This window comes from Saccharothrix violaceirubra (assembly GCF_014203755.1).
Taxonomy (GTDB): domain Bacteria; phylum Actinomycetota; class Actinomycetes; order Mycobacteriales; family Pseudonocardiaceae; genus Actinosynnema; species Actinosynnema violaceirubrum.
The window spans coordinates 6,346,020-6,369,724 of record NZ_JACHJS010000001.1 but is presented as its reverse complement, the minus strand read 5'-3'; the positions used below and the strand labels follow the sequence as shown (position 1 = coordinate 6,369,724).

The window sequence follows — 23,705 nt, the reverse complement described above, 5'->3', positions numbered from 1 at the left end:
GGGGCAGCGGGTGTAGGTGTGGCCGGCGTGGCCACGCCGTGGTGGTTGTCCCGGACACGGGCTCGCGGTGAAGCGGGTTGGCGGGTGAGGGACACTGTTCAGCGTGACTGAGACTTCGTCGTCGGCAGGCCCTGGGAGTTCGCTCCTGGGGCCTGCCGACGTTCGGCGGTTGGCGGCCGAACTGGACATCCGGCCGACCAAGAAGCTGGGCCAGAACTTCGTGCACGACCCCAACACCGTGCGCAAGATCGTGGCCGCCGCCGAGTTGTCGCCCGACGACGTCGTGCTCGAAGTGGGACCCGGTCTGGGGTCGTTGACGCTGGCGCTGTTGCCGGCCTGTCGGTCCGTCGTGGCGGTGGAGATCGACCCCGTCCTTGCCGCCAAGCTGCCGGAGACCGCGGCCGACCGTGCGCCCGACCTTGCCCGGCGCCTGCACGTCGTGCCTGCCGACGCGATGAAGGTCACCGCCGCCGATCTGCCTGTCCAGCCCACGGCGCTGGTCGCGAACCTGCCCTACAACGTGGCCGTCCCGGTCGTCCTGCACCTGCTGGCCGAGCTGCCTTCGTTGCGATCCGGTCTCGTCATGGTCCAGGCCGAGGTCGCGGACCGCATGGCGGCGGGCCCCGGCAGCCGGGTCTACGGGGTGCCGAGCGTGAAGCTCGCCTGGTACGCGGATGCCCGGCGCGCGGGTCCGGTGTCACGATCGGTGTTCTGGCCGGTACCCAACGTCGACTCCGCGCTGGTCGCGTTCACGGTCCGCGACACCCTTCCGTCCACTGTGGACAGGCGAGCCCTCTTCACCTTGATCGATGCGGCTTTCGCCCAGCGGCGCAAGACCCTGCGCGGTGCTCTCGCGGGGTGGGCGGGGTCGGCGGCCGAGGCCGAGCGGTTGCTCACGGTTGCGGGTGTTGATCCCGGAGTGCGCGGCGAGCAATTGGCCGTCAGTGAGTTCGTCCGGATAGCCGAGGCTTCGGCACTGCGTTAGCCGGTGATCTTTCGGCCGTACGTGTGATTTGACGAACGATCCCAAACCGGGCTTGCGTTTTTCCTGGTGCGTCGGGTGTACTCGTGCTGCCATCCCGAGCGGCCGAGAGACCTGGCTCCACGACGCCGCAGCAACCACCCCGCCACCGGGGCAGGTGCTTCAGCCAGGACCGATGGAGGATCACGTGCCCAGGACTCGAATGCTGACCAGACGGCGGGTTGTCGACCACGGCCGCCGCACCGTCACGGGCTGTCGCAACTTCACTGCGTAGACGCTTCCCCCGCCTCTTCGCGTCCTTTCGCAGGACACCCGTCTGAGCTGAGTTTCCGGTCGCCCACGCCATGAGCGTGCGCTGCCGCGTGCAGTCGTGGAGTGAAATCGTGATCACTGTTGAGAACCTCACCAAGTCCTTTCCCGGCGGTGCCGGGCAGGTTCGCGCCCTGGACGGCGTGAACCTCGAAGTGGAGGCCGGCACGGTCCTCGGCGTCGTCGGCCCCAGCGGTGCCGGCAAGTCCACTTTGGCCCGGTGCGTCGCGCTGCTGGAGCGTCCGGACAGTGGTGCGATCCGCGTCGACGGAACCGACCTCGTCTCGCTCGGCGGCACCGCGCTGCGTGCCGCCCGCCGGCAGATCGGCGTTGTGCCGCAAGGGGATTCGCTGCTGCGTCAGCGGACCGCCGCGGGCAACATCGCGCTGCCGCTGGAGTCCGCCGGCGTGCCCGGCCCGCAGCGGCGCACCCGCGTCGCCGAGCTGCTCGACCTCGTCGGCCTGACCGACAAGGCGGCGTCCTACCCGGACCAGCTCTCCGGCGGCCAGCGCCAGCGGATCGCGGTGGCGCGTGCGCTCGCCGCGTCCCCGTCGGTGCTGCTGGCCGACGAGCCGACGTCCGCGCTCGACCCCGACACGACCGGCTCGGTGCTCACGGTCCTGGACCGCGCGCGGGCCGAACTCGGTGTGACCGTCCTCGTCGTGACCCACGACATGGGCGTCGTGCGGAAGATCTGCGACGACGTCGCGGTGCTGGAGAACGGCCGCGTGGTCGAGCACGGCAAGGTGCTGGACCTGGTGTCCGACGCCGACAGCCGCACGGCTTCGTCGCTGCTGCCCGCCGTGGACCAGAACCCCGCGTCCGAGGGTCGCTACGACCGCGTGGCGGACGTCGTGCTGGTCGGCTTCGCGGCCGTCGGCGCGCTGCTGCCCGAGGCCACCAGCCGGTTCGGGGTCGACCTGAACCTGCTCGGCGGCGGCCTGACCCGGCTCGGCGAGACCCCGGTCGCGCGGTTCCGCGTCGGCCTGTCCGGTGAGCGCGCGGACTCGGCCCTCGAGTGGATCTCCGAGGCCGGCGGTGCGGTGCGTCGTGCGGCGAAGGGTCCGCAGGGTGTAGCTGCGTGAGGAAGTCGACCCCCTGGTCCACCGTGTTCGACGATCTCCTTGTCGCGACAGGGGACACGTTGTACATGGTGGCCGTCTCCACCCTGATCGCGACCTTGCTCGGCATCCCCGTCGGCGTCTGGCTTCAGCTCACCGCTCCCGGTGGGCTGAAGCCCCGGCCGGTGGTGCACCGACTGCTCGGGTTCGTCGTGGACCTCGGCCGTTCGATGCCGTTCCTGGTCCTGCTCATCCTGCTGATGTCGCTGACGAGGCTGTTGCTCGGCAACACGATCGGGGCCAGCGCGGCGATCGTGCCGCTGTCCATCGGCGCGATCCCGTTCGTCGGCAGGCTGGTGCAGAACGTGCTCTCGGAAGTGCACGTGTCGGTGGTGGAGGCTGCGGTGACGACCGGCGCCTCGACGTTGCGAATCGTCCGCAGCGTCCTGTTGCGTGAATCGTTGCCCGCTTTGATCAATGCGATCGGCGTGACCGCGATCGCATTGCTGGGGTATTCGGCGATGGCCGGTGTCGTCGGCGGCGGTGGTCTGGGCGACCTGGCCGTCCGGTACGGCTACCAGCGCTTCGACGACCGCTACCTGTGGTCGACGGTGATCGTCCTCGCTATTTTCGCCACGATCATGCAATACGGCTTCAACCGTGCCGCCCGCGCCGTCGACCGGCGCCGGCACGCCTCGATCTGACCTTTTCGACCGCCGTACCCGAAGGAATGAAATGCGTATTCGTGCTGCCCTCCTGACCGCCGCGCTGCTGATCGGCGTGACGGCGTGCGGGAGTGCCGACCAGGGCGCCGCCGGCAACCCCGAGGCCGCCCTCAAGGTCGGCGTGAGCCCCGTCCCCCATGCGCAGATCCTGCGTTATGTGGCGGACAACCTGGCCAAGGACAAGGGTCTGAAGATCGAGATCGTCGAGTTCAGCGACTACGTCCAGCCGAACACCGCGCTGGTCGACAAGTCGTTGGACGCCAACTACTTCCAGACCGTGCCGTACCTGGAGTCCTTCAAGACCGACAGCGGCTCGCAGCTGGAGTGGATCGGTCCGGTCCACCTGGAGCCGCTCGGCCTGTACTCGAAGAAGATCAAGAAGCTCGACGAGCTGGCGTCCGGTGCGAAGGTCGGCCTGGCCAACGACGCCGCCAACGAGGCGCGCGGCCTGCGGCTGCTCCAGGCGAACGGCCTGATCAAGCTCAAGGCGGGCACGGAGAAGACCGCGACGACCAAGGACGTCGCGGAGAACCCGAAGAACCTCCAGTTCGTCACGCTCGAAGCCGCGCAGCTCCCGCGCTCGCTCGAGGACACCGACGTGTCGGTGATCAACGGCAACTACGCGATCGACGCCGGTCTCAAGCCCGCGGCCGACGCCCTGGTGCTGGAGAAGGCCGAGGGCAACCCGAACGCGAACGGTCTGGTCACCCGGCCCGAGCTGAAGGACGACAAGCGGATCAAGGACCTGCTCGGTCTGCTCCAGTCCCAGCAGGTGAAGGACTACATCAACAAGGAGTTCAACGGGTCCGTGCTGCCCGTCTGACCTCGCACTCCCCGGACCCGGCCCGGTCGCCCTCGCGGTGGCCGGGCCGGTTCTTGTCGGATTGTTGAACGATTGTCGCGGAGTCAGGGGTGGTCGCATGGGGATCGGACGGTCGGGTGGAGGCGAGCACACCGCCGGTCGCCGTAGGCTTCAGGGTGTGCTCGCCGTCGTTCCCCCTCCGGTCACCGTCCGCGTCCCGGCCAAGGTCAACCTGCACCTTGCCGTAGGCGATCAGCGCGACGACGGCTACCACGACCTGGTCACGATCTTCCAGGCGCTGTCGCTGACCGACGAGGTCACCGTCGCCGTCGCCGACGACCCGGGCGTCGAGGTGAGCGGCGAGGGCGCGGACGTGGTCCCGACCGGTCCCTCGAACCTGGCGTGGCGGGCCGTGCGCGTGCTGGCCGAGCACGCCGGGCGCGACGCGGACGACCCCAAGGTGCGGGTCGTGATCAAGAAGAGCATCCCGGTCGCCGGCGGCATGGCGGGCGGCAGCGCCGACGCCGCCGCCACCCTGATCGGCCTGGCCGCGCTGTGGCGGCTGGAGATCACCAAGGACGAACTCGCCGGCCTGGCCGCGACGATCGGCGCCGACGTGCCGTTCGCCCTGTACGGCGGCACGGCGCTGGGCACCGACCGCGGCGACCGGATCGTGCCCGTGCTCGCCCGCCACCAGTTCCACTGGGTGCTGGCGTTCGACAAGGGCGGCCTGTCCACGCCCGAGGTGTTCGGCGAACTCGACCGGCTGCGCGCCGAGGGCGACCCGCCCCGCGTCGGCGAGGCCGAGGCCGTGCTCGAAGGGCTGGCCTCGGGCGACCCCCGGCAGCTCGCGCTGCTGCTGGGCAACGACCTCCAGGCCGCGGCCGTCTCGCTGCGGCCCAACCTGCGCCGCACGCTGCGGGCCGGCGTCAACGCGGGCGCGCTGGCCGGCATGGTGTCCGGCTCCGGGCCGACCTGCGCGTTCCTGTGCACGGACGGCGACGCGGCCGTGCGCGTGGCCGCCGAACTCGCGGGCGCGGGCGTGTGCCGCACGGTCCGCGTCGCCCAGGGCCCGGTGCACGGCGCACGGGTGGTCGGCACCGAGGAGGCGCCGCGCCCGACGCCGCCCGAGGTCCACGCGTAACCACCCGTTTCATCACCGGAAAGTTGTGTTGATGGCCAACCTGGTCAACCTGGAGTCCGTCTCCAAGTCCTTCGGCGTGCGCCCGTTGCTCGACGGCGTGTCGCTCGGCGTCGGCGAGGGCGACCGCATCGGCGTCGTCGGCCTCAACGGCGGCGGCAAGACGACGCTGCTCGAAGTCCTCGCAGGCGTTGCCGAACCCGACGAGGGTCGGGTCAGCCGCAACCGCGGCCTGCGCATGGCCGTGGTCACGCAGCGCACCGAACTCCCCGAAGGGTCGACGGTCCGCAACGCCGTGATCGACCCGCTCGGGTTCGCCGCCGACCACGAGTGGGCGGCGGACGCCCGTGTCCGGTCGATCCTCGACGGTCTGGGCGTCACCGGATTCGGTCTGGACGCGCCGGTCGCCACGATGTCCGGTGGCGAGCGTCGACGCGTGGCGCTGGCGGCGGCGCTGGTCCAGGAACTCGACCTGGTCGTGCTGGACGAGCCCACCAACCACCTCGACGTCGAGGGCGTGCGCTGGCTCGCCGACCACCTGCTGGCCCGCCGCACGGCGCTCGTGGTCGTGACCCACGACCGCTGGTTCCTGGACACCGTGTGCTCGCGCACGTGGGAGGTCGTCGGCGGACGCGTCGAGCAGTACGAGGGCGGCTACGCGGACTGGATCTTCGCCCGCGCCGAGCGTGCCCGGCTGGCCGACACCCTGGAGGAGAAGCGCCGCAACCTGGCCCGCAAGGAGCTGGCGTGGCTGCGCCGGGGCGCACCGGCCCGGACGTCCAAGCCCCGCTACCGCATCGAGGCCGCCGAGGCGCTGATCTCGGACGTGCCCGCGCCGCGCGACTCGGTGGAGCTGCTCGCGTTCGCCAAGCGCCGGCTGGGCAAGACCGTGCTGGAGCTGGAGGACGCGTCCGTCGTCGTCGGTGACCGGAAGCTGGTCGACGGGCTGACCTGGCGCATCGGTCCGGGCGACCGCGTCGGGATCGTCGGCGTCAACGGGTCGGGCAAGACCTCGCTGCTGCGCTCGCTGGCCGGCGAACTGCCGTTGGCCGGGGGCAGCCTGGTGCGCGGCCAGACGGTCAAGCTGGCCCACCTGAGTCAGGAACTCCACGACCTCGACGGCTCCATGCGCGTGCTGGAGGCCGTGGAGGAGATCGCCCGTCGCGTGTCGTTGGGCAAGCAGGAGCTGTCCGCGTCCCAGCTGGCCGAGCGGTTCGGCTTCTCGTCGCAACGGCAGTGGACGCCCGTCGGCGACCTGTCCGGTGGCGAGCGCCGACGCCTGCAACTGTGCCGCCTGCTGATGGCCGAGCCGAACGTCCTGCTGCTCGACGAGCCCACCAACGACCTGGACATCGACACCCTCCAGCAGTTGGAGGACCTGCTCGACTCGTGGCCGGGCACGCTGGTGGTGATCTCCCACGACCGCTACCTCGTGGAGCGGGTGTGCGACCAGGTCGTGGCGCTGTTCGGCGACGGCGGCCTGACGGACCTGCCCGGCGGCATCGAGGAGTACCTCCGTCGCCGTACGGAAGCCCAGCCGGTGACCACGACCGCCGCGGCCCCGAAGGCACCTTCGACCGCCGCCGACCAGCGGGCCGCGCGCAAGGAACTGGCCCGGCTGGAACGCCGTCTGGAGGCCTTGCACAAGCGGGAGGCCGTCCTGCACGAGGCGCTGGCCCAGGCCGCCACCGACCCCGAACGCCTGCTGGCCCTGGACGCGGAACTGCGCGCCGTGCTGGCCGAGGCCGAGGACGTCGAAACCCAGTGGCTCACCACCGCCGAGTCCACCGACTCCTAGCCCGCGAGTCCTCCACCCAGACACCCCGAACGCGCGAGTTATGCACTCAGACACCGCGAGTCGTGCGTTCGGACACCGCGAGTTGTGCACTCAGGCACCACGAGTCGTGCACCCGGACACCGCGAGCCCCGCGTCCGGACACCCCGGACGCGGGACTCAGCGGTCCCGCCGGCGCAGCTCCGCGGCCAACAGCGGCAGCAGCTCGTCCACGAACGCCCGGTCGTACCCCTGCCCCTCGGTCATCGCCAACGCGAACCGGGTCGCCATGACCTCCGACGAGGTCGCGCCCACCATCCCGTCCAGCGCGATCCCGATCTCCTCCAACGCCCGGTCCACCTGCGACGTCCGGTACCCGCGCTGATCGGGCCGGGCCGACGGGATCCGCACGGCCCGCAACTGCTTCCACGACGTGATCGCCGGCAGGGCACCCGGTGCGGGCGAGTCCGAGAGCTGCCGTTCCACGCGGGCCAGGAACGCGTCCACCTCGGTCTCGTCGTACCCCCGCCGCCCGAAGACCGGTCTGCTGAACCGGATCTCGCGCACGTCCCGGGCGCTCAGGTCGTCCTGCCCGAGCAACGCGTTCTCCACGCGGTCGAGGAACTTGTCCACCTGCGACTCCTGGTACCCACGCCGCCCGCGCGGCGGCTTGCCGAACGCGACGGTCCGCACGTCGCGCGCCGTCAACGGCCGGCTGCCCGGCCCGGGACGCGGTCGCACGGGCGGCGGCAGCGGGTTGCGCTCCAGCGTCACGACCACGAGGTCGAGGAACGTGTCGACGTCCTCCTCGTCGTACCCGACCCGCCCGGTCGGCGCGTACGAGAACTCGACGTCCTGCACCTCCCGCGCGGTGAGCACGTCGCGCCCGGACAGGGTCCGTTCGATCCGGACGAGGAACGCGTCGATCTCGCCCTCGTGGTAGCCGCGGTTGCCGGGACGGGGCTTGTGGAACCGCACGCCGCGCACGTCCTGCGGCGTCAGTTGGGGCGCGGGTCGCATGCCCGTGGTGGTCGCGTGCGCGCCGTGCGCGGGAGCGGCGGCCTGACGGCGTTGCGGCGTGGACTTCAAGGTCTCGGCGACGAGGTCCATGAACACGTCGACCTCGGCCGCGTGGTAGCCCGGCCGGGCGGGCCGGAATCTCTTGCGGCGGACCTGCTCCTCGGTCACGTCGTCGCGTCCGCGCAACGTCTCCTCGATCCGGTCGAGGAACGTGTCGACGTCCTGCTCGTCGTAGCCGGGTTGTCCGGGCGGCGGCCGGTGGAACGCGACCTGGCCCAGGTCCTGCGCGCTCAACAGCGGCGCGGGATGCGCCGGGGAGTGGTTCCGCGTCTCGAAGCCCACCCGTTCCACCCGGACCTCCTTCGTTTCTGTTCCGGGGAGTATCGCCTGATGGTGTCGTAGTTGTTTCGCCCTATCGGCTCAATACCGCCGGAGGAGCCCTACCCTGGCGGGCATGAGCCGGTTCGTGGACACGATGGTGGCGACGGCGACCAGCGCCGAAGGCCGGAAACGCGGCATGACGACGGGCGAACCGCACGAGCCCGCACACCGCACCTGGGCACAGGTGCACGAGCACGCGACCCGCATCGCGGGCGCGCTCGGGGTGGACCGGGGCGCGGCCGTCGCCGTCCTGGCGGGCGACCCGGCCGAGATCGCGCCGGCCGTCCAGGCGGCGTGGCTGGCCGGCGGGTCGATCACCATGCTGCACCAGCCGACCGCGCGCACCGACCTCGCCGAGTGGGCCGCCGACACGCTCCGCGTGCTGGCCATGGTCGAGGCCCGGCTCGTGCTGCTCGGTGCGCCCTTCGACGCCCTGGCCGGCGTCCTCGACCAGCACGGCGTTGCCTACCGGCGGATCGCCGACCTCGACGGACCACCCCTGACCGCACCCGTGCCGGTCGGCGAGGGCGACACCGCGCTGCTCCAGCTCACCAGCGGCTCCACCGCGCACCCCAAGGCCGTCCGCATCACCCACGGCAACCTCTGGTCCAACGCGTCCGCCATGCGCGTCGCCGCGAAGCTCGACCCCGAGGTCGACCGCATGGTGTCGTGGCTGCCCCTGTTCCACGACATGGGGATGGTCGGCTTCCTGACCGTGCCCATGCTGTTCGGCATCGACCTGGTCAAGGTCACGCCCGCCGACTTCCTGCGCGGCCCGACGCTGTGGCCCGACCTGATCAGCCGGTACGGCGGCACGATCACCGCCGCGCCCAACTTCGCCTACGCCATCGCCGCCCGCCGCATGGCCAACGTCGACGACGGCGCCTACGACCTGTCCCGCCTGCGGATCGCGCTCAACGGCGCCGAGCCGATCGACCCGGCGGCCGTGCGCGCGTTCGTGGACGCGGGCGCCCGGTTCGGCATGCCCGCCGAGTGCGTGATGTGCGCGTACGGCATGGCCGAGACGACGTTGGGCGTGGCGTTCGCGCCGGCGTTCACGGGCATGGCCGTGGACACGGTCGACCCCGAGGCGTTGGCGGCGCACCACCGCGCCGTGCCGTCCACGTCACCGGACGCGCGCACGTTCCCGTTGCTCGGACCGCCGCTGCCGGACCTGGAGGTGTGCGTGGTGGACGAGTCGGGCGCGGTACTCGGCGAGCGCGAGGTGGGGCAGTTGCGCGTGCGCGGCGAGGCCGTGACGCCGGGCTACCTGACCGTCGACGGGCCGGTCGCGACCCGCGACGCCACCGGCTGGCTGGCAACCGGGGACGAGGGTTACCTGGTGGACGGCCAGGTCGTGGTGTGCGGCCGGCGCAAGGACGTGATCATCATGGGCGGGCGCAACATCTACCCGACCGACGTCGAACGGGCCGCCGCCTCCGTCGAAGGCGTGCGCGCGGGCAACGCCGTGGCCGTGCGGCTCGACGCCGGCACGCGGCGCGAGCGGTTCGCCGTCGTGGTCGAGTCGAAGCACGCGGACGACGAGGAGGCCGTGCGCGACCTGTCCCGCAAGATCATCACGCGGGTCGTGGACGCGGTGGGCCTGCGGCCGTTCGCGGTCGTCGTGCTCGGTCCCGGCAGCCTGCCCAAGACCCCGTCGGGCAAGCTGCGCCGCTCGGCCGCCGCCGCGCTCGTGCCCTAGTGGAACCGGTTCTGGGCCGCTTCCAGCCCCGAGGACACCAATGCCTCCACGGCATCGGCGGCCCGGTCCAGTTCGAAGGCCAGCTCCTTGCGCTCCACCAACGAGAAGTCCCGCAGTACGTAGTCCGCCGGGTCCATGCGACCCGGCGGGCGGTCCACGCCGAAGCGGACGCGGTGGTAGTCCTTGGTGCCCAACGACTTCGTGATGGACCGCAGCCCGTTGTGGCCGTTCTCGCCGCCGCCGAGCTTGAGCCGCAACGACGCGAACGGCAGGTCGAGTTCGTCGTGCACGACGACGATCGACGCGGGCTCCGTCTTGTAGAACTTGGCCGTGCCCGCGACCGGGCCGCCCGAGGTGTTCATGTAGCCGCGCGGCTTGGCCAGCACGACCCGGTGCCCGGCGAGCCGGCCCTCCAGGACCTCGGCGCCGCCCTTGTGCGCCTTGAACTTCCCGCCGATCCGGTCGGCGAGGACGTCGAGCACGAGGAACCCGACGTTGTGCCGGTTGCCCTCGTACTTCGGGCCGGAATTGCCCAGGCCGACGACCAGGGTCAGCTCATCGCCCACGGAATCGGAACTCCTGCTCAAGATCGTCCAACAGGGCGTCGACCGCCTGCACGCGGTACCCGCGCCGCAAACCCGTGGTGGTGCTGAACCGGGTGTGCCGCACCTCGACCGCGGTCATCCGGCCCCGACCGTCCAGGCTCGTGGCGGCCCGCGCGAGGAAGGCGTCGACTTCGCCGCGATCGTAGCCGCCCGACGCCCGGGGCAGGCGCACGTCCAGCAGGTCCTGCCCGGACCGCAGCCGGGTCGGCGGCACGACGCCCGCCCGTAACTGCCACTCGACCTGGCCCAGAAACTCGTCGACCGGGCGCTGGTCGTAGCCGCCGGGCACCTCGTGGAAGCGGAGGTTGCGCACCTCGTCGGGCTCCAACCGCACCAGACCGGCGAGGCCGTCCGCGATCCTGATCACCGCGGCGTCGACCTGCGCCGGGTCGTACCCCTTGCCGTTGCGCCGCCGGGAGAACCGCAGCGACCTGATCCTGGCCGGGGTCAGGTACGGGAACGGCACGCCACCCTGACCGGGAGGCGTGCCGTTGGTCCAGCCCGACGGGATGGGCTCAGCCTTCTTCGCCGGCCTCGGCGGCGTTGTCGCCCTCGCCACCGTCGAGCTGCGCGGCGGTCGGCGCGGCACCGACGGCGACGACCAGCGCCTCCGCGTCGGTCACCAGCGTGGAGCCGGCGGGCAGCTCGAGGTCGGACGCGTGGATCTGCGTACCGGCCGCGATGCCCGTCACCGACAGCTCGATCTGCTCGGGGATGTGCAGGGCCTCGGCCTCGACCTGGACGGTCGTGAGGTCCTGCGTGACCAGCGTGCCGGGGCCCGCGTCGCCGACGATGACGACCGGGATGTCGACGGTGACCTTCTCGCCGCGCTTCACCAGCAGCAGGTCGACGTGCTCGATGTAGTTCTTGAGCGGGTGCGTGGTGACGGTCTTCGTCAACGCCAGCTCGCTGGACGAGTCGATGTCCAGGGTCAGGACGGCGTTGTGACCGTGCTCGCGGACGACACGGGCGAACTCGAGCGCCGGCAGGGCCAGGTGCTTCGGGTCGGAACCGTGGCCATAAAGCACCGCGGGGATCTTGCCGGCACGGCGGGTGCGGCGGGCGGCGCCCTTGCCGAACTCGGTGCGCTGCTCTGCGGCGAGACGGACCTCGGACACGGTGGGGCTCTCCTAACGGTCTGGCCTTGTACGTCGGGCGGGGCTGGAGCGGGGTGGTCGGCGCCTGCGACGGTGGACGGCGCGGAAGGTGGACACGCGCGGCATCATCAACCGCCGCGTCGATCACGCCGAGCGTGATGCTCGCCCTCGCCGAGGCAACCTGAACAGTGTAGGCCCGCGAACGGGATCGCTCCTAATCGGGGTTGCCCCTACTCCGGCTGATGCGCCCGAACGAGTGATCGTCTGCGGGTTTCGGAGGTGGTCGCTCGCCGCTGGGCCTGCCGCCGCGAACGCGCGAGTTATACGTTCGGACACCGCGAGTTGTGCGTTCAGGCACTGCGAGCGTGCGACTCGAGTGCCTGTCCGGCCTGGTTCGCGGGGGAGGGGCTCGCGGCGCGAGCCCCTCGGGTCAGGCGTTGCCGTCGAAGAGGCTCGTGACCGAGCCGTCCTCGAAGACCTCCTGGATCACGCGGGCCAGCAGAGGCGCGATGGACAGGACGGTCATCGAGTCGAAGCGCTTCTCGGGCGGGATGGGCAGGGTGTCGGTGAAGACGACCTCACGGGCACCGCAGTTCTTCAAGCGGTCCACGGCCGGGCCCGACAGGACCGGGTGGGTCGCGGCGATCACGACGTCCGAGGCGCCCTCGGCCAGCAGTTGGTCGACGGCCTTGGCGATCGTGCCGCCGGTGTCGATCATGTCGTCGATCACGACGCACAGCCGGTCCTTGACCTGGCCGACCACGCGGTTGGCCACGACCTCGTTGGGGCGCAGCGGGTCGCGGGTCTTGTGGATGAACGCGATCGGCGCGCCGCCCAGCGTGTCCGCCCACTTCTCGGCCAGCTTGGTGCGGCCGGCGTCGGGCGAGACCACGGTCCAGTCGCGGCCCGCGTACTTGTCGCGGATGTGCTCGGCCAGCAGCGGCATGGCCCACAGGTGGTCGACCGGGCCGTCGAAGAAGCCCTGGATCTGCGCGGTGTGCAGGTCCACTGCCACGAGCCGGTTCGCGCCCGCGGTCTTGAACAGGTCGGCGATCAGCCGGGCCGAGATGGGCTCACGGCCGCGGTGCTTCTTGTCCTGCCGCGCGTACGGGTAGAACGGCATGATCACGGTGATCCGCTTGGCCGATGCCCGCTTGAGCGCGTCGACCATGATCAGCTGTTCCATCAGCCACTGGTTGATCGGCGCGCAGTGCGACTGGATCACGAACGCGTCGCAACCGCGGACGGACTCCTCGAACCGCACGAAGATCTCGCCGTTGGCGAAGTCGTACGCCGACTGCGGCGTCACCGACACGTTCAGGTGCTGGGCGACCTGCTCGGCCAACTCCGGATAGGCCCGCCCCCCGAAGAGCATCAGGTTCTTCTTGGGTGTCCCGGTCATGGTGGGGTTCACGGGGTCAGCGCCCTTCCTCGGTCTGGTCGGCCTGCTCGGACGCCTGTGCGCGCTGTGCCGCCTCGGCGGACCCGGTGCCGGGCCGGCGGGTGGTCACCCAGCCGGCCAGGTTGCGCTGCGGACCACCGGACACCGCGAGCGCGCCGGGAGGGACGTCCCGCCGCACCACGGTCCCGGCGCCCGTGTAAGCGCCGTCACCCACAGTCACCGGTGCGACGAACATGTTGTCCGCCCCGGTCCGCGCGTACGAGCCGATCACGGTCGGGTGCTTGTGCACGCCGTCGTAGTTCACCGTGACGCTCGCGGCGCCGATGTTCGAGTGCTCGCCGATGGTGGCGTCGCCGATGTAGCTCAGGTGGGGCACCTTCGAGCCGGTCCCGATCGTCGAGTTCTTGATCTCGACGAACGTGCCGACCTTGCCCTTGTCGCCCAGCCTGGTGCCCGGCCGCAGGAACGCGAACGGGCCGACCGACGCGCCCGCGCCGATCTCCGCGCCCGAGCCGTGGGTGCGCACGACGAAGGCGTCCGCGCCGATCACGCACCCGCTGAGCGTGGTGTCCGGGCCGACCACGGCGCCCGCGCCCACGGTCGTGCCCGCCTTGAGCTGCACGCCGGGCTCGATCAGCACGTCGCGCTCCAGGGTCACGTCCGCGTCGATCCACGTGGTGGCCGGGTCGACGACGGTCACGCCCTCGCGCTGCCAGCGCTCCACGATCCGGCGGTTGAGCTCCGCGCCGATCCGGGAGAGCTGGACCCGGTCGTTGACGCCCTCGACCAGCCACGCGTCGCCGGTCACCAGGGTGCCGACGGGCCGACCGTCGTCGCGCGCGATCCTGAGGACGTCGGTCAGGTACAGCTCGCCCTGCGCGTTGTCCGTGGAGAGCCGGGACAGACCGTCGCGCAGCACGACCGCGTCGAACGCGTACACCCCGGAGTTGATCTCCGTGATGGCCTGCTCGACCGGGGAGGCGTCCTTCTGCTCGACGATCCGCGCGACCGCGCCGTCCGCGTCCCGCACGATCCGGCCGTAGCCGGTCGGGTCGGTCACGACGGCGGTCAGCACGGTGACCGCGTTGCCCCGCTCGCCGTGTTCGAGCAGCAGGGCGCGCAGGGTCTGGGCGTCGAGCAGCGGGACGTCACCGTAAGTGACGACCACGGTGCCGGTCAGGTCGACGGGCAGCTCGGCGAGCCCGCACCCGACCGCGTGGCCGGTCCCGTTCTGCTCTTCCTGCACCGCCACGGTGACCTTGCGGTCCAGGGCGGTGGCCAACGAGTCGAGGTGTTCGGCGACGGCGACCCGGCCGTGGCCGACGACGACGGCCAGGTGGTCGGGGTCTGTTCCGGCGGCGGCCCGCACGGCGTGCTCGACCAGCGAGCGACCCGCCACGCGGTGCAACACCTTGGGGGTGGCTGAGCGCATGCGGGTGCCTTCACCCGCCGCGAGGACGATCGTGCTGACCGGGGTGGGGACACCCTCAAGCATCAGCGCTCTCCCTAGGCTCCAGTACGGGACTGCGGCGGGAAAGCCTGGCTCCCGCCAGGTGCCGATACTAAGCCTCCGGGACGACCTCGCCGTCCACGGCCGCAACCTGGCAGCCACCTCTGCGTTTCGCGACGTACATCGCGGAGTCGGCTCGGGCGAGGGCCTCGCCGGCGGACTCGAAGGGCTTCACCGCGATCACCCCGACCGACAGCGTGACACCCCGGGACAGGTCGGATGGCAAGTCCGCCACGGCTTCCACGGCTCGGCCCAACGCTGCCTCCGCGGACTGCAACGGTGCACCGGGCAGCAGGACGACGAACTCGTCGCCCCCGTACCGCGCCACCAGGTCGTCACCTCGCAGGGCCTGCCGGAGTGTGCTGGCAATCACGCGCAGGACGTCGTCACCCTCCGCGTGCGAATGCTTGTCGTTGACCACTTTGAACCCGTCGAGGTCGACCAGGGCGATCGCCATCGGGTCGGTCTGCGCGACGGTCAGCGCGTTGAGCCGGTCGTCGAGCGCGCGGCGGTTGGGCAGCCCGGTCAGCGGGTCCTGCAACGCCTGCTGCGCCACGGCGCCGTGCGCCCGCGTCAGCCGTTCGTGGTCGCGACGCGTGGTCAACGTCGCCGTGCGCGCCTCCTGCATGAGCCACAGCTCGGTCTCCAGCGCGGTCGCGTAGTCCTCCAGCGCCGACGCCGTCCGCTCGCCGTGCGGACCGGACATCCGGGCGAACTCGCGCACCAGGCACAGCCCCAGGGTCGGCTCCGAGGTGTCGGTCGCCAAGCGCTTGCGCGCGTCCTCCAGCACCTGGAGCGCCTGCTGGGGCAGCTCCTCGATCTCCAGGCACCGGGCCAGCGCGACCGACACGATGATCAGCTCGCGGGCGTACATCGCCATCTCGCGCAACGACCACAGCCGGGCCAGGTGCTCGCCGCCGGGCTTGTGCAGGGCGTGCGCCGCGCCGATCACGGGCACCTGCTCGGCGGCCGTGCGCCCGCGTCGGCCCGGATGCAGGGAGTCGCGGAACGGGCCCTCGACCGCCGTGGCGATGGCCGACGCCGTGGCGAACCGCTCGGCGGCGCCGTCGCGGTCGTCCACGCGTTCCAGCCGCAGGCCCCAGCCGATGAGCATGCGCGCCCGGTTGACCAGGTGCACGTAGATCTGGTGCGGCCCGGCGCTGTCCCGGATCGCGTTGTGCGCGCGGGCGAGGACTTCGTCGGCCATGTCGTAGACGCCGAGCTGGGTGAGCACGAGCCCGGTGCTCTGGAGCGCGTTGGCCAGCAGCCGGTCCCACGTGCGCTTGTCCAGCATCGGGTCCGGGGCGAGGTCCTCCTCCAGCATGGCCAGCCCGCTGGCCACCTCGGTGAGCGCCTTGTCCTCGTGGCCGCTGAACAGGAAGCGCCGGCCGCGCAGCGCGTGCGCCTCGGCCTCCAGCACGACCAGGCCGTGCCGCCGGCAGTGCACGAGCAGTTCCTCGAGCAGCACGTCGGACTGCTCTACCAGGTCGGGCGTCACGATCCGCATCACGGCCGCCGCGCGCAGGAGCTGGCCGACGATACGGGGTTCGCCCCGGCTCTGCGCCTCGGCGAGGATGCGGTCGACCTCGTCGGACGCGTCGTGCTTCTCGTAGTAGTTGCTGCTCTGCGCGATCGCGACGAGTTCACTGGCACGTCCGACCAGCCAGGCGTCGGACATCTCGTTGAGCGCCGGCTGGCCCACGGTGTCCTGCTCGTCGACGGCTTCTTCGCGCAGCGAGACACACCCCCATGCCGACCCAGGGCCGGACCGGACCGTCCGGCCCGGCCCATCGCTCCGCCACCAGGATTCGAACCTGGACCATCGGAACCAAAATCCGAGGTGCTGCCTTTACACCATGGCGGATCGGGCGAGGTGCACCCCGCCCGCGCGAACACATGTTGTCACGACTGCCGCCCGAAGGTCAGCAGCACCACTCAACTGGCGGTCTTCGCTCGGTGATTCGATCATGACACTGAGTGTTGTCGCTGGTCAAATGCCATGGTCGGGAACGCCTTTGTGGCGCCGGTCGGTTCGGGAACGAGCGGTGGAGAGTATCGAACGGGCGAAAACATCCCATCATCGTGCGATTGCGCTCGACACGCCCGGCTTCCTGAGAACACGCCGTGACTTTCGGTCCCCGTATGGCGGGAGCGGGAGGACCTAACTTACGGTGTCGTAAGTTACGGTTCCGTAGGTAGTCGACACCCCAAGAGGTTTTGCGCATGACCAGCACCCTGGAGAGCGGTTCCGCGGCGCCGCCGAGCCCGGATCGCGGGCCCAAGCCGTTGATCGGAGGACAGCGCGGACACCTGGAGCAGCTCGGTGTCTACGTGTTCGTCATTGTGCCGTTCCTGGCGTTGCTGGCGGCCGTGCCGTTCGCATGGGGCTGGGGGCTCGGCTGGGTCGACGTGATCCTGTTCGTGGCCTTCTACTACATCTCCGGCCTCGGCGTGACGATCGGCTACCACCGCTACTTCACGCACGGGTCGTTCAAGGCCAACCGGGCGCTGAAGATCGGGATGGCCATCGCGGGCAGCATGGCCCTCCAGGGACCGGTGATCACCTGGGTCGCCGACCACCGCCGCCACCACGCGTTCTCCGACCGCGAGGGCGACCCGCACTCTCCGTGGCTGTTCGGCAGCGGACCGGTCGCGCTGGCCAAGGGCTTCTGGCACGCGCACATGGGGTGGCTGTTCGAGCGTGACAAGACCAACGCGCAGCGGTTCGCCCCGGACCTGCTGGAGGACAAGGACCTGCGCCGCGTCGACGACCTGTTCTGGCTGTGGACCGTGATCAGCCTGGCGGCGCCCGCCGTGATCGGCGGCCTCGTGTCGATGTCGTGGTGGGGCGCGTTCACGGCGTTCTTCTGGGCCGGCTTCGTCCGGGCCGGGTTCCTGCACCACGTGACGTGGTCGGTGAACTCGATCTGCCACATGGTCGGCGACCGGCCGTTCGCCGCCCGCGACCGCTCGGCCAACGTGTGGGCGCTGGCGATCCTGTCGTTCGGCGAGTCGTGGCACAACCTGCACCACGCGGACCCGACGTCGGCGCGGCACGGCGTGAAGCGTGGCCAGATCGACACGTCGGCGCGGATCATCTGGATCTTCGAGAAGTTCGGCTGGGCGACCGACGTGCGCTGGCCCACGCCGCAGCGCCTGGCGCGGATCAGCCGGAAGTGACGTTCCGCCGGCCCGCCGCGACACGCGTGGCGGGCCGGCGGTTAGTGTTGCGGGGATGGCGGGACGACGGCGGGACGACGGGGCACCGGTTCCGCGCGTGCGGATGACCGGCAAGGAACGGCGTGAGCAACTGCTCGACGTCGCCCGCGCGTTGTTCGCGGAAAAGGGCTTCGAGGTCACCTCGGTCGAGGAGATCGCGCACCGGGCGGGCGTGTCCAAGCCCGTCGTGTACGAGCACTTCGGCGGCAAGGAAGGCATCTACGCCGTCGTCGTCGACCGCGAGATGCAGTACCTGATGGACCACATCGTCAACGCGCTGTCCGGCGGGCATCCCCGTGAGCTGCTCGAACAGGCCGCGTGCGCGTTGCTCGACTACATCGAGGGCTCGACGGACGGGTTCCGCATCCTGGTCCGCGACTCGCCCGTGGCGTCGTCCACGGGGACGTTCTCGTCGTTGCTCAACGACATCGCCTCGCAGGTCGAGTCGATCCTGGGACTGCACTTCTCGCGCCAGGGCTACGACCGCAAGCTCGCCGCGCTCTACAGCCAGGCCCTGGTGGGGATGGTGGCGTTGACCGGTCAGTGGTGGCTGGAGGTGCGCCGGCCGAAGAAGGACGAGGTCGCCGCCCACCTGGTCAACCTGGCCTGGAAGGGCCTGTCCCACATGGACCACAAGCCCAAACTCCGCACCCGCCGCTGACCGACCAGACTCCGCGCGAGTTGTGCATTCGGACACCGCGAGTTGTGCATTCGGGTACCGCGAGTCGTGCGTTGAGACACCGCGAGTCGCACGTGCGAGCCCCTGATCGGGAAGCCGCCGCGGCGCACCTGCGCGAGTCCTCCACTCAGGCACCCCGAGTTGCGCGCTCAGGCACCTTCGATCGGGCGAACGGCACTCGGGCACCGAGGCCCCTGGAGCGGGGTCGCGGTGCCCGAGTGCATGTTTCGTGGTGTCCGAACGCACGACTCGCGGTGTCCGAGTGCATAACTCGCGCGTTCGGGGGTGCCTGAGTGGAGGACTCGCGGGGTTAGAGGGTGACCTTGAGGATCTTGTCGTCGGTGCCGTTGGACGTGCTCAGGTACAGGGCGCCGTCAGGGCCCTGCACCGCGGCACGCAGCCGGCCGAACTTTGTGCTCAACTCCGGCGGCACGGTCCGGTTCGCGACCTTCCCGTCCTTGGCCACGCTGAACAGCAGCAGCTTCGTGCCGCGCAACGCGGTCACCGCGAGCCACCCGTCCAGCGTCTTCCACTGCGGACCGGACAGGAACGCCGCCGCGCTGATGGCCTCCGTCGGCCGACCGGACGACCACACCGCCGGCACCGCGTCCGGGAAGCGGCGGGTGTCGGTCATCGGCACGCTCTCGTCGTACCGGTCCTGGGTGCCGCCCTTGGACGGGTCCCACCCGAAGTTGCCGGGCTTGTGGAGGTTGATCTCGTCGTCGGTGCTCGGCCCGTGCTCGGCGGTGAGCACCAGGCCGTCGGACCGCACGGCGATGCCCTGCACGTTGCGGTGCCCGTACGAGTACACGCGGTCGGTGCCGGTGAACGCGGCACCGGTCTTCAGGTTGAGGCGCAGGACCTTCCCGCCCAGGCTCTGCCGGTTCTGCGCGGCACGGGCGTTGGCGGTGTCGCCGGTGCCCACGAGCAGCGCGCCCTCCTTGTCCACGGCGAGCTTGCAGCCGGAGTGCCGGCCGCTCGCGTTGACCGGGAAGCCGCCCAGCAGCGGGTTCTTGACCTTGCGCGCGGTCGTGCCGTCGAGTTCCCACGTCACCAGCCGGATGTCCGACGCGGTGTTGTAGCACGTGGTGAACTGGCGCGACGTGGCGAAGTCGGGATGCACGAGCAGGCTCATCAGCCCGCCCTCGCCCCGCGCGACGACGTCCGACAGGTCGGCCGTCAGCGTGGTGGCGACGCCCTTGTCGACCAGGGCGATCCGGCCCGGTCGCTGGGGCACGAGGAAACGGCCGTCGGGCAGGAATCCGACGTCCCAGGGGTGCGTGAGACCACTGACGACAGTGGTCACCTTCAATGGTTCCGCCGTTGCGGCCGGTGCGGTGCCACCCATCGCGGTGGCGCAGCCGGTCAGCAGCAGGGGAATGGCGAATCCGGCAAATCGGCGCATGGCCCTCAGGATGCCCCTGCCGAGTGAGACGCGCTCCATTCGTAAGTACGTTCTGTCGGTGACTTCGAGGTCGTGACCGGGAAATCACCAGACCGGACCAAAGCGCGATTCTCCCGGACGAGTGACGTCATATCGGCCGGACCCGAAATCCCCGCCGAGTCGTAACGCCGTGACGCTCCGGCACGGCCGCACGACCGGTCCCGCACCCGGCGGTAATCGACCGGCACACGACGGCACGCCCGACGTAGGCTGGGTGACCGAGCACCGCTGCCGACATCCCGGGCAGAGGTCTGTCCTCGTCGCGTTTTGGAGCCTGATCAGATGCACCAGTCCGGCCCGTTGTCCGGCCTGCTGACCGCCGTCCTTCCCGACAAGGCGTTGCGCGCGCTGACCGAGTCCGTCGGCGTGCCCGCCCTCGAACTCGAAGGCCCGCCCGCCGCCCGCCCGCTGGTCGCGGCGGCGTTGAGCCTGGAGGCGCCGGTCCTCGCGGTGACCGCGACCGGGCGCGAGGCCGACGAGCTGACGTCCGTGCTGCGGGACCTGATCGGGGAGGACGCCGTCGCGCACTTCCCGTCCTGGGAAACCCTGCCGCACGAACGCCTCTCGCCGCGCGCGGACACCGTGGGCGCCCGGCTGGAGGTGCTGCGCCGCCTGGCCCGCCCGGACGGCGACCCGCTGCGGGTGGTCGTGGCCACGGTCCGCAGCCTGATCCAGCCCATGGCGCCGGGCCTGGGCGAACTCGTGCCCGTCCGCCTGAAGACCGGCGCCGACGTCGATTTCGAGACCCTGCCCGCGAGCCTGACGGCCATCGCCTACACCCGCGTCGACATGGTCGAGAAACGCGGCGAGTTCGCGGTGCGCGGCGGCATCCTGGACGTGTTCCCGCCGACCGCCGAACACCCGCTGCGGGTGGAGTTCTGGGGCGACGAGGTCAGCGAGATCCGCCCGTTCTCCGTGGCCGACCAGCGGTCGCTGCCCCAGGAGGTCGAGGAGTTCGTCGCGCCGCCGTGCCGCGAACTGCTGCTCACCGCCTCGGTCCGGGCCAGGGCCGCGCTGCTGGCCACCGAGCACGAAGCCGACGCGCAGCTCGTCGAGATGCTCGACAAGATCGCCGAGGGCATCCCGTCCGAGGGCATGGAGGCGCTGATCCCCGCCCTGTGCGAGGACGCGTTGCAGTTGCTCACCGACGTCGTCCCCGACGGCACGCACGTCGTGCTCAACGACCCGGAGAAGATCCGGGCCCGCGCGCACGACCTGGTCCGCACCGGCCAGGAGTTCCTGGAGGCGTCCTGGATGGCCGCGGCCGGCGGCGGCAGGGCGCCGATCGACCTGGGCGCGTCGGCGTACCGGAACCTGGACGAGGTGGCCGAGGCCGCCCGCGCGGCGGGTCGTCCGTGGTGGACGCTGAGCCAGTTGACCAGCGAGGGCGCGGACGTCCTCCGGCTGGAACTCAAGCACGTCGAGGCGTACCAGGGCGACATCGACCGGGCCTTCGCCGACCTGCGCGCGCACACGTCGTCCGGCGGCACGGCCGTCCTGGTGGTGCCCGGCGCGGGCACGGCGCAACGCGCCGCCGAGCAGTTGAAGGACGCCGACGTGCCCGCGACGCTCGTCGAGTCCCTCGACGACGCGCCGCGCCAGGGCTTCGTCACGGTCGCGCGCGGCGCCCTGGAGGACGGCTTCGCGCTGCCCGGCCTCGCGCTTGTCGTGCTCACCGAGACCGACCTGACCGGCGGGCGCGGCGGAACGTCCACCAAGGACATGCGCCGCATGCCCAGCCGCCGGCGCAACGCCGTCGACCCGCTCGCGCTCAAGGCCGGCGACTACGTCGTGCACGAGCAGCACGGCATCGGCAAGTACGTGGAGATGGTGCAACGCACGGTCGCCGGCGCGACCCGCGAGTACCTGGTCCTGGAGTACGCCTCGTCCAAGCGCGGCCAGCCCGGCGACCGGCTGTTCGTGCCGACCGACCAGCTCGACGAGGTGTCCCGCTACGTCGGCGGCGAACTGCCCACGCTCAACAAGCTCGGCGGCTCGGACTGGAAGAACACGAAGGCCAAGGCGCGCAAGGCGGTCAAGCAGATCGCGGCCGAACTCGTCCAGCTCTACGCCGCGCGCCAGTCCGCGCCCGGCCACGCGTTCGCCGTGGACACGCCGTGGCAGCGCGAGCTGGAGGACGCCTTCCCGTTCACCGAGACGGTCGACCAGATGGCCGCGATCGACGAGGTCAAGGCCGACATGGAGCGGTCGGTCCCGATGGACCGGGTGATCTGCGGCGACGTCGGCTACGGCAAGACCGAGATCGCGGTGCGCGCGGCGTTCAAGGCCGTGCAGGACGGCAAGCAGGTGGTCGTGCTCGTCCCGACGACCCTGCTCGCGCAGCAGCACCTCAACACGTTCTCCGAGCGCATGCGCGCGTTCCCGGTGAAGGTCAAGGGCCTGTCCCGGTTCACCGACGCGCTGGAGGCCCAGCAGACCATCACGGGCCTGGCCGACGGCGACGTGGACGTGGTGATCGGCACGCACCGCCTGCTCCAGAAGGGCCTGCGCTACAAGGACCTCGGCCTGGTGATCGTCGACGAGGAGCAGCGCTTCGGTGTCGAGCACAAAGAGCACATCAAGGCGCTGCGCACGCACGTGGACGTCCTGACGATGTCCGCAACGCCGATCCCGCGCACGCTGGAGATGTCGCTCGCGGGCATCCGCGAGATGTCCACGATCCTCACCCCGCCCGAGGAGCGGCACCCGATCCTGACCTACGTCGGCGGGTACGACGACAAGCAGGTCGGCGCCGCGCTGCGCCGCGAACTGCTGCGCGACGGCCAGGTGTTCTACGTGCACAACCGGGTGTCGTCGATCGAGAAGGCGGCCCGCCGCATCCGCGACCTGGTGCCCGAGGCGCGGGTCGTGACCGCGCACGGCCAGATGAACGAGGACCGCCTGGAGAAGATCATCCAGGGGTTCTGGGAGCGCGAGTACGACGTGCTCGTGTGCACCACGATCGTCGAGACCGGCCTGGACATCTCCAACGCCAACACGCTGATCGTCGAACGCGGCGACATGCTCGGCCTGTCCCAGCTGCACCAGCTGCGCGGACGCGTGGGCCGCGGCCGGGAACGCGGCTACGCCTACTTCCTCTACCCGCCCGAGACGCCGCTGAGCGAGACCGCCCACGACCGGCTCGCCACCATCGCGCAGAACACCGAGCTGGGCGCGGGCATGGCCGTGGCCATGAAGGACCTGGAGATCCGGGGCGCGGGCAACATCCTCGGCGCCGAGCAGTCCGGGCACATCGCGGGCGTCGGCTTCGACCTGTACGTGCGGCTGGTCGGCGAGGCCGTCGAGGCGTTCCGCCGGCACGCGGGCGCGGAGGTCGACGGCGAGGAGGAACTGGCCGAGGTCCGCGTCGACCTGCCCGTGGACGCGCACATCCCGCACGACTACGTGCCGGGGGAGCGGCTGCGGCTGGAGGCGTACCGCAAGATCGCGGCGGCGGTCGACGAGCCGTCGTTGCAGGCCGTGTGGGACGAGCTGAAGGACCGCTACGGCACGCCGCCGCTGCCGGTCGAGCGGCTGCTGGCCGTGGCCCGGTTCCGGCACACGTGCCGCGCGCACGGCGTCACCGAAGTCGCGATGCAGGGCGCGAACCTGCGCTTCGCGCCGCTGGAACCGCGGGACTCGCAGCTCGTCCGCCTGCGCCGGTTGTTCCCGAAGGCCGTGCACAAGCAGGCCGTGAAGACCGTGACCGTGCCCCGGCCCACCGAAGGCGCGGCCGGCGGCCGGATGGGCGCACCCGTGCTGCGGGACCAGGAACTCCTCGACTGGTGCGCACGGTTCCTCGAATCGTTGGCGGGTACTCCCGTGAGCGGCGTCACGGGTTCGTGAGAAGGT

General features: G+C 71.0%; 18 protein-coding genes, 1 tRNA gene and 1 riboswitch. Of the genes, 10 read left to right on the top strand and 9 right to left on the bottom strand.

Features of this window, described 5'->3' with window-relative positions:
* Nucleotides 1-103 precede the first annotated feature (103 nt).
* From rsmA to F4559_RS29340, 6 genes are all read left to right on the top strand, one after another.
* Nucleotides 104-985, top strand: a complete 882-nt coding sequence (rsmA, locus tag F4559_RS29365) for a 16S rRNA (adenine(1518)-N(6)/adenine(1519)-N(6))-dimethyltransferase RsmA (RefSeq protein ID WP_184674196.1) — start codon at nucleotides 104-106, stop codon at nucleotides 983-985.
* A gap of 86 nt (nucleotides 986-1,071) precedes the next feature.
* Nucleotides 1,072-1,164, top strand: a riboswitch (SAM riboswitch).
* A gap of 201 nt (nucleotides 1,165-1,365) precedes the next feature.
* Nucleotides 1,366-2,376 (top strand): methionine ABC transporter ATP-binding protein, encoded by a 1,011-nt coding sequence (locus tag F4559_RS29360; protein ID WP_184674194.1) that lies wholly within the window; start codon nucleotides 1,366-1,368, stop codon nucleotides 2,374-2,376.
* Nucleotides 2,373-3,056: a methionine ABC transporter permease gene (locus tag F4559_RS29355; RefSeq protein ID WP_184674192.1), complete on the top strand. Its 684-nt coding sequence runs from the start codon at nucleotides 2,373-2,375 to the stop codon at nucleotides 3,054-3,056. Before F4559_RS29360 ends, F4559_RS29355 begins: the two co-directional genes overlap by 4 nt.
* A gap of 31 nt (nucleotides 3,057-3,087) precedes the next feature.
* On the top strand, nucleotides 3,088-3,900 hold the full coding sequence (locus F4559_RS29350) for a MetQ/NlpA family ABC transporter substrate-binding protein (RefSeq protein WP_184674190.1): 813 nt from the start codon (nucleotides 3,088-3,090) through the stop codon (nucleotides 3,898-3,900).
* Nucleotides 3,901-4,057: 157 nt separating this feature from the next.
* Nucleotides 4,058-5,023, top strand: a complete 966-nt coding sequence (locus tag F4559_RS29345) for a 4-(cytidine 5'-diphospho)-2-C-methyl-D-erythritol kinase (protein WP_312865884.1) — start codon at nucleotides 4,058-4,060, stop codon at nucleotides 5,021-5,023.
* Between the two features lie 31 nt (nucleotides 5,024-5,054).
* Entirely contained in the window at nucleotides 5,055-6,818 is a 1,764-nt protein-coding gene (locus tag F4559_RS29340; protein WP_184674186.1) for an ABC-F family ATP-binding cassette domain-containing protein, read from the top strand.
* Nucleotides 6,819-6,974: 156 nt separating this feature from the next.
* Here F4559_RS29340 and F4559_RS36135 read toward each other — a convergent pair whose 3' ends face one another.
* Nucleotides 6,975-8,165: a DivIVA domain-containing protein gene (locus F4559_RS36135; RefSeq protein ID WP_221447413.1), complete on the bottom strand. Its 1,191-nt coding sequence runs from the start codon at nucleotides 8,163-8,165 to the stop codon at nucleotides 6,975-6,977.
* 103 nt (nucleotides 8,166-8,268) lie between these two features.
* Here F4559_RS36135 and F4559_RS29320 point away from each other — a divergent pair, with 103 nt between their 5' ends.
* Nucleotides 8,269-9,897 (top strand): fatty acyl-AMP ligase, encoded by a 1,629-nt coding sequence (locus F4559_RS29320; protein ID WP_184674183.1) that lies wholly within the window; start codon nucleotides 8,269-8,271, stop codon nucleotides 9,895-9,897.
* On the opposite strand, the gene pth is transcribed toward F4559_RS29320, so the two are convergent.
* From pth to F4559_RS29285, 7 genes are all read right to left on the bottom strand, one after another.
* Nucleotides 9,894-10,463, bottom strand: a complete 570-nt coding sequence (gene pth / locus F4559_RS29315) for an aminoacyl-tRNA hydrolase (protein ID WP_184674180.1) — start codon at nucleotides 10,461-10,463, stop codon at nucleotides 9,894-9,896. The two genes, F4559_RS29320 and pth, sit on opposite strands and share 4 nt — an antisense overlap.
* Complete coding sequence (locus F4559_RS29310) at nucleotides 10,453-10,968, bottom strand: DivIVA domain-containing protein (protein WP_184674178.1); 516 nt, start codon at nucleotides 10,966-10,968, stop codon at nucleotides 10,453-10,455. The genes pth and F4559_RS29310 overlap by 11 nt, the downstream gene beginning before the upstream one ends.
* 49 nt (nucleotides 10,969-11,017) lie before the next feature.
* Nucleotides 11,018-11,620 carry a 50S ribosomal protein L25/general stress protein Ctc gene (locus F4559_RS29305; RefSeq protein WP_184674176.1) on the bottom strand — a complete coding sequence of 201 codons (603 nt, stop codon included), beginning with the start codon at nucleotides 11,618-11,620 and terminating at the stop codon, nucleotides 11,018-11,020.
* 409 nt (nucleotides 11,621-12,029) lie between these two features.
* Complete coding sequence (locus F4559_RS29300) at nucleotides 12,030-13,001, bottom strand: ribose-phosphate diphosphokinase (protein WP_184674173.1); 972 nt, start codon at nucleotides 12,999-13,001, stop codon at nucleotides 12,030-12,032.
* A 16-nt stretch (nucleotides 13,002-13,017) separates the two neighbouring features.
* The gene (gene glmU / locus F4559_RS29295) at nucleotides 13,018-14,496 is read right to left on the bottom strand and encodes a bifunctional UDP-N-acetylglucosamine diphosphorylase/glucosamine-1-phosphate N-acetyltransferase GlmU (protein WP_184674170.1); all 1,479 of its coding nucleotides are present in this window, start codon (nucleotides 14,494-14,496) and stop codon (nucleotides 13,018-13,020) included.
* A 67-nt stretch (nucleotides 14,497-14,563) separates the two neighbouring features.
* Nucleotides 14,564-16,213 carry a GGDEF domain-containing protein gene (locus F4559_RS29290; RefSeq protein WP_312865883.1) on the bottom strand — a complete coding sequence of 550 codons (1,650 nt, stop codon included), beginning with the start codon at nucleotides 16,211-16,213 and terminating at the stop codon, nucleotides 14,564-14,566.
* A 91-nt stretch (nucleotides 16,214-16,304) separates the two neighbouring features.
* Nucleotides 16,305-16,375: transfer RNA gene (locus tag F4559_RS29285), tRNA-Gln, on the bottom strand.
* A gap of 359 nt (nucleotides 16,376-16,734) precedes the next feature.
* Here F4559_RS29285 and F4559_RS29280 point away from each other — a divergent pair.
* Both F4559_RS29280 and F4559_RS29275 read left to right on the top strand, forming a co-directional pair.
* Complete coding sequence (locus F4559_RS29280; RefSeq protein WP_184674168.1) at nucleotides 16,735-17,691, top strand: acyl-CoA desaturase; 957 nt, start codon at nucleotides 16,735-16,737, stop codon at nucleotides 17,689-17,691.
* 103 nt (nucleotides 17,692-17,794) lie between these two features.
* Nucleotides 17,795-18,391, top strand: coding sequence for a TetR/AcrR family transcriptional regulator (locus F4559_RS29275; RefSeq protein ID WP_184676349.1), 597 nt, complete (start codon nucleotides 17,795-17,797; stop codon nucleotides 18,389-18,391).
* A 328-nt stretch (nucleotides 18,392-18,719) separates the two neighbouring features.
* On the opposite strand, the gene F4559_RS29270 is transcribed toward F4559_RS29275, so the two are convergent.
* Entirely contained in the window at nucleotides 18,720-19,814 is a 1,095-nt protein-coding gene (locus tag F4559_RS29270; protein ID WP_184674166.1) for a PQQ-dependent sugar dehydrogenase, read from the bottom strand.
* A gap of 321 nt (nucleotides 19,815-20,135) precedes the next feature.
* Here F4559_RS29270 and mfd point away from each other — a divergent pair, with 321 nt between their 5' ends.
* Nucleotides 20,136-23,699 carry a transcription-repair coupling factor gene (mfd, locus tag F4559_RS29265; RefSeq protein WP_184674163.1) on the top strand — a complete coding sequence of 1,188 codons (3,564 nt, stop codon included), beginning with the start codon at nucleotides 20,136-20,138 and terminating at the stop codon, nucleotides 23,697-23,699.
* The last annotated feature ends 6 nt before the right edge of the window (nucleotides 23,700-23,705 follow it).